The sequence below is a fragment of the Ramlibacter sp. genome, from assembly GCF_035706265.1.
GTDB lineage: Bacteria > Pseudomonadota > Gammaproteobacteria > Burkholderiales > Burkholderiaceae_C > Ramlibacter.
The window spans coordinates 1-4,488 of sequence record NZ_DASSVG010000656.1 but is presented as its reverse complement, the minus strand read 5'-3'; the positions used below and the strand labels follow the sequence as shown (position 1 = coordinate 4,488).

The following is a 4,488-nucleotide window of genomic DNA, read 5'->3' as shown; positions in this document are numbered from 1 at the left end:
TCAGGACGACCGCATTGGAGAGACGCATGGCAAGCTCCTGGCAAATATGATGACCGTCATATTCGACGGCCGGTTCGAGCGCGCCGGATGGCGCGCCCCGGTTCAGCGGCCCGCGGGCCGCTCGCTTTCGAATTGCTCCAGCAGGAATTGGCGGCACGCCGCGAGCTGGCGGCGGCCGCTGGCGTTGTCGCCGAGGGCGCGCGCGATCTGCAGCGCGCCCACCATCTGCGCCGTGACCACGGCCGCCGTGCCCACGGGCTGGCCCGAGCCCAGCGCGGATTCGACGGCGGTGAGGAGGGACGCGACCCGGGCCTGCGCTGCCTCGCGCACGGCCTCGCCCTGCCGCGGGATTTCCGAACCCAGCGCCGCCACGGGGCAGCCGCTCTCCGGACACTTCAGGTGGCGCTCCGAGAGATAGCTCTCGACCAGCGCGCGGAAGCGGCTCGCGCCCTTCGCCTCGCCGGCGGCGATGGCCCGCTCCAGGCGCAGGCGGCTGTCCTCCCCGGCGCGCTCCAGCGCCTCCGCGACCAGCGCGTCGCGGGACGGGAAGTGGGCATAGAAGCCGCCGTGCGTGAGGCCGGCCCGCTTCATGATGTCGGCGACCCCCACGCCCTGGAAGCCCGTTTCGCGCAGCACGCGCGCTGCGGTGTCGACGATGCGGTCGTGCGTCTGCTGCTTGCGGGTGGGGGTGGTTTCCATGGGAGCGCCCTGTTCGATGCCCGCAGCATACGCCGGAATATGATGACCGTCATATTTCCAGGGGCTTTGCGGTCCCGGCCCTGCACTGCTTCAGGACGAGCAGGTGCATCCTGCTGAGCTTGCCTGGCGCGGGAAGGCGCAGCATGCTTGCACAGCAGCGAAGGAGGCTCGCCATGAGAGTGCTTTCCCGTTCCCGCATGCTGGCCGCGGCCGCCGTCGTGGCCACTGTCATGGGTCTCTCGCCCGCGGCCCAGGCCAGGACCAGCGTCTACCTGTCGATCGGGGTGCCCGGCGTCTACTACGCGCAGCCCGCACCCGTGCTCGTGCAACCCGCGCCGGTCTATGTGCAGCCTTATCCCGTGTTGTATGTGCAGCCGCAGCCGGTGTACTACGTCCCGGCGCCGGTCTACGTCCAGCCATACGGGTTGTATCTGCGAGGTCCTCACCGGCACGGGCACCATCGCCCTCACCACCATCGGCGCCGTTGACGGCGAAACGTCCGGAGCTTCGATCCGCCGGGCGATTCGATGACCTTACGTGGGCCGGTGACATGGAGCGCACCGGTGCCGCCCTGGCGAGAATCGAGGGGTAGACGAGGACGGGGCCGACGATGAAGCTGATCGACACATTCCAGGACGAACACGTGCTGATCGATCGGGTGCTCGGCTCCCTGCGCACCTACGTCGACGGGCTCGTCGGCGGCACCGCGGACCCGGAGGACGGCAGGCGCTTCGCTGCGTTCTTCACCGAGTTCGCCGGCCGCTTCCATCACGAGCGCGAGGAGCAGGTGTTCTTCCATGCGCTCGTGACCGAGGCGGACCTGCCGGGCGACCGCGGACCCGTGCACGCCGTCCTGCGCGAGCACGCCGAGATGGAGGAGTGGCTGCGCGAGATGACGCCATTGCTCCACCAGAGGCCGCAATCGCCCGACGATGGTGACCGGCTTCGGTCCCTGGCCATCCGCTACTCGCACGCGCTCTGGCGGCATATCGACGCGGAGAACTCCGTCCTGTACCCGGAGGGGACCGAGCGGCTGGGCCGCTGCGGCATCCAAGAATTGCCCGACCGGCCGATGCGCCCGTCGGAGGCGGCCGCCCGCCAGGAGGGCGCGGGCTTGCTGGCCCGCTACCGCCCGCTGGAGGACGCTTCGCTCACGCGCGGGGACGGCTGCTTCATGTGCCGCGCCCACGGCGAGACCTGCGACGGACTGGAAGCCGAGTGGTGGACGGATCTCGAGTGGCAGGAGTTCTTCCTGCGCTGAGGCCGCGCCCTTGTTCAAGATCTTCGTCCCCCGGCCTTGAACCTGCCATCCCCGTACAATCGACGGTGAGCCCCGCTCTCGACGCGGGCTCGCCAGGAGGAACGGCCTCCCCCATCGTGGGAACAATGTCCGGGACGGCCCGGCGCACGGTCCTTCCTTCATGACACCCACCAGCCGCCGCATCCTCCAAGCCGTCCTCTACGAGGCGATCGCCATCGCCGTCGTCGGCCCTGTCCTGAGCATCGCCTTCTCCAAGCCGCAAACCTCCACGTTCGGGCTGGCCGTGGTGCTCTCCACCATCGCGCTGACGTGGAACTACGCGTTCAACTGGATCTTCGAGCGCTGGGAGTCGCGCCAGGCCGTGCGGGGCCGATCGTTCGCGCGGCGGCTTGCACATGGCGTCGGCTTCGAAGGAGGACTCGCCGTCATCCTCGTTCCCGTCATGTCCCTCTGGCTGGAGATTTCACCGGTCACGGCGTTCATTGCCAACCTGGGGCTGCTGGTGTTCTTCTTCGTCTACGCCATCGCCTTCACGTGGGCGTTCGACCGGGTCTTCGGCCTCCCTGCGTCAGCCAAAGGCTGATGCAGGAAAGGCCGGAGGGCCTCTCGGCTAGCATGTCTGCATGCTCTGGCTGATTCCTGCCGTCATTGCCTGCGTCGGACTTGCGATCTTCCTGGCGAATCGCGGGATGCTGGTGCCCGCGGTGCTGTGCGGCGCGGCTGGATTCGCCTTGTTGTTCCTGCTCGGTCGCGGCCTCGAACGCCACACCGATGCACAGTGGCAGGAGGCGGCCACACGGCTGCAGGGGGCCTTCCGTAGCGGCCCATCCTGCGCCGATCTCGACCCGTTCGGCACGCCCGCACCCTGGCACGAGTGGTCGAGCGACGGCGAGCTCCAATGCACCCGTGCGATCCATGGCCAGGCCGACGGCGTGCCGTTCGCGCTCGTGCAGGTTCGATACTCCCTGCGCGAGCGCCGAGGCGAGGAGCACCCCGATACGTGGCACGAGGTCACCGTCGCCGCCATCCGCCGGCCCGGCGGCGATGCCGCTGGCCCGTTGAAGCCGGTGGGCGCCCCGGAGGGCTATGCAGGTGTGCAGAACGGCCGCTCCCTTTTCCTGTGGAAGCGCGGCTCGCCCGGAGCCGGCGCCGCGCTGGATGCGTCGGAGTTGCCGGCCCTGCTGACCGAAGCGATCCGCACGATCGGCCGCTGAGCGGCACGCATCGCCGATTCCCTACCGATCCACCGTCCTGCTGCAGGCCTGGCGCTTCTAGAAGATCTCGCCGTCGACGTAGTACCAGCGCCCGTCGTCCTCGCGCACGAAGCGGCTGCGCTCGTGCAGGCGCCCGCCGCGGCCTTGCACGCGGTAGCGCGCGATGAACTCGACTTCCGCGTGCGCGTCATCGACCACCTGGAAGTCGCGGACTTCGAGGCCCAGCCACCTGGTCGCGGGGGCGGGTTCGGCGTCGGGCGGTCGGGTGCCCGGATGCCAGGTGGCAAGAAGGTAGGCTCCGTCGCCAAGCACGTGGGCGGTGTAGCGTGAGCGCATGAGTGCCTCGGCGTCTGGCGCCGGTTCGCTCCCCAGCCAGCGGCCGCAGCAAGCACCGAAGGCCAGCGGTCGGCCGCGATCGCCGGTGCGGCCGCAGGGACACGCCGTCGAAGGTGGAAGCGAGCGGTGCATCGCGTCATGCTACCGCTGCTCCATGCCATGCCGGTGCCAAACGATCAGTACACCCCGAGCGCCAGGCCGGCCGCGAGCGCGTTGCCCAGCTCACGGCAGCGTGCGAGGTCGGCCGCGTCGATCTGCTTCTGCCGCGCGATCTCCTCGGGCGTCTGGGCATGGGTGCACACGACCAGTGCCGGCGCCACCGAGCGCAGCCGCCAGCCCGTCGCAATGCGTTCGACCTGCCGCACGGCGTTCTGGCCATCGCTGCCGGCGCAGACCAGCACGGCGTAGGGCCGGCCGTTCACCCGATCCAGCGCGGCGTAGTAGCAGCGATCGAAGAAGTCCTTCATGAGCCCCGCCATGGCGGCCAGGTTTTCCGGCGTCGCGAACACATAGCCATCGGCACCCAGGACGTCGTCGGGTTGCGTCTCCGGCGCCCGGAGCAGGCGCACACGCACGCTTGGCTCCTCCTGCGCGCCCTCGGCGGCCGCGCGTGCCATCTGCTCGGTGCCCCCTGTCATGGTGTGATAGACGACGAGCAAGGTCCTGGACGTCATGTCGCCCAGCATAGTCGCCATGCGCGTGGCCTGCAGCACCCGCATCGCCACGGTTCGACCGCGCAAATGTAGCAATGCAGCCGCTCGCCGTAATGCGTCGTTACAGACTCGTCGCGGCCATCGATAGCGCGCGCACCACGTTGCTGCCCGCTGGTCGTCGCGTGCGCGCCGAGTTCCTGCCGCAGCCGGATCCGGAGTTCGGACACGACCCGCATTGCGTGCGCTTCGCCGGCGGCAATCCCGACCGCCTCTACCAGCAGAATCACTGCGGCATCTACCGCCTCGACCGCCCCTCGGACACCTG

7 protein-coding genes and 1 pseudogene are annotated in these 4,488 nt (G+C 69.4%); 5 read left to right on the top strand and 3 right to left on the bottom strand.

The window, feature by feature from the left end; all coding sequences use genetic code 11:
* Positions 1–102: 102 nt before the first annotated feature.
* Positions 103–699 (bottom strand): TetR/AcrR family transcriptional regulator, encoded by a 597-nt coding sequence (locus VFM98_RS23565; protein ID WP_325112329.1) that lies wholly within the window; start codon positions 697–699, stop codon positions 103–105.
* A gap of 173 nt (positions 700–872) precedes the next feature.
* On the opposite strand from VFM98_RS23565, the gene VFM98_RS23560 reads away from it, so the two are divergent.
* The 4 genes from VFM98_RS23560 (at position 873) to VFM98_RS23545 (ending at position 3,174) form a co-directional block, all read left to right on the top strand.
* Positions 873–1,187, top strand: coding sequence for a hypothetical protein (locus VFM98_RS23560; RefSeq protein WP_325112328.1), 315 nt, complete (start codon positions 873–875; stop codon positions 1,185–1,187).
* A 122-nt stretch (positions 1,188–1,309) separates the two neighbouring features.
* Positions 1,310–1,960 carry a hemerythrin domain-containing protein gene (locus tag VFM98_RS23555; RefSeq protein WP_325112327.1) on the top strand — a complete coding sequence of 217 codons (651 nt, stop codon included), beginning with the start codon at positions 1,310–1,312 and terminating at the stop codon, positions 1,958–1,960.
* A 160-nt stretch (positions 1,961–2,120) separates the two neighbouring features.
* On the top strand, positions 2,121–2,543 hold the full coding sequence (locus VFM98_RS23550) for a PACE efflux transporter (RefSeq protein ID WP_325112326.1): 423 nt from the start codon (positions 2,121–2,123) through the stop codon (positions 2,541–2,543).
* Positions 2,544–2,583: 40 nt separating this feature from the next.
* Positions 2,584–3,174: a hypothetical protein gene (locus VFM98_RS23545; RefSeq protein WP_325112325.1), complete on the top strand. Its 591-nt coding sequence runs from the start codon at positions 2,584–2,586 to the stop codon at positions 3,172–3,174.
* Between the two features lie 57 nt (positions 3,175–3,231).
* On the opposite strand, the gene VFM98_RS23540 is transcribed toward VFM98_RS23545, so the two are convergent.
* Together VFM98_RS23540 and VFM98_RS23535 are read right to left on the bottom strand one after the other, a co-directional pair.
* On the bottom strand, positions 3,232–3,642 hold the full coding sequence (locus VFM98_RS23540) for a YchJ family protein (RefSeq protein ID WP_325112324.1): 411 nt from the start codon (positions 3,640–3,642) through the stop codon (positions 3,232–3,234).
* A 44-nt stretch (positions 3,643–3,686) separates the two neighbouring features.
* Positions 3,687–4,184 (bottom strand): flavodoxin family protein, encoded by a 498-nt coding sequence (locus tag VFM98_RS23535; RefSeq protein ID WP_325112330.1) that lies wholly within the window; start codon positions 4,182–4,184, stop codon positions 3,687–3,689.
* Between the two features lie 74 nt (positions 4,185–4,258).
* Between VFM98_RS23535 and VFM98_RS23530 the strand changes: the two are divergent.
* Positions 4,259–4,488, top strand: a pseudogene (locus VFM98_RS23530) (hypothetical protein); the annotation flags it as partial.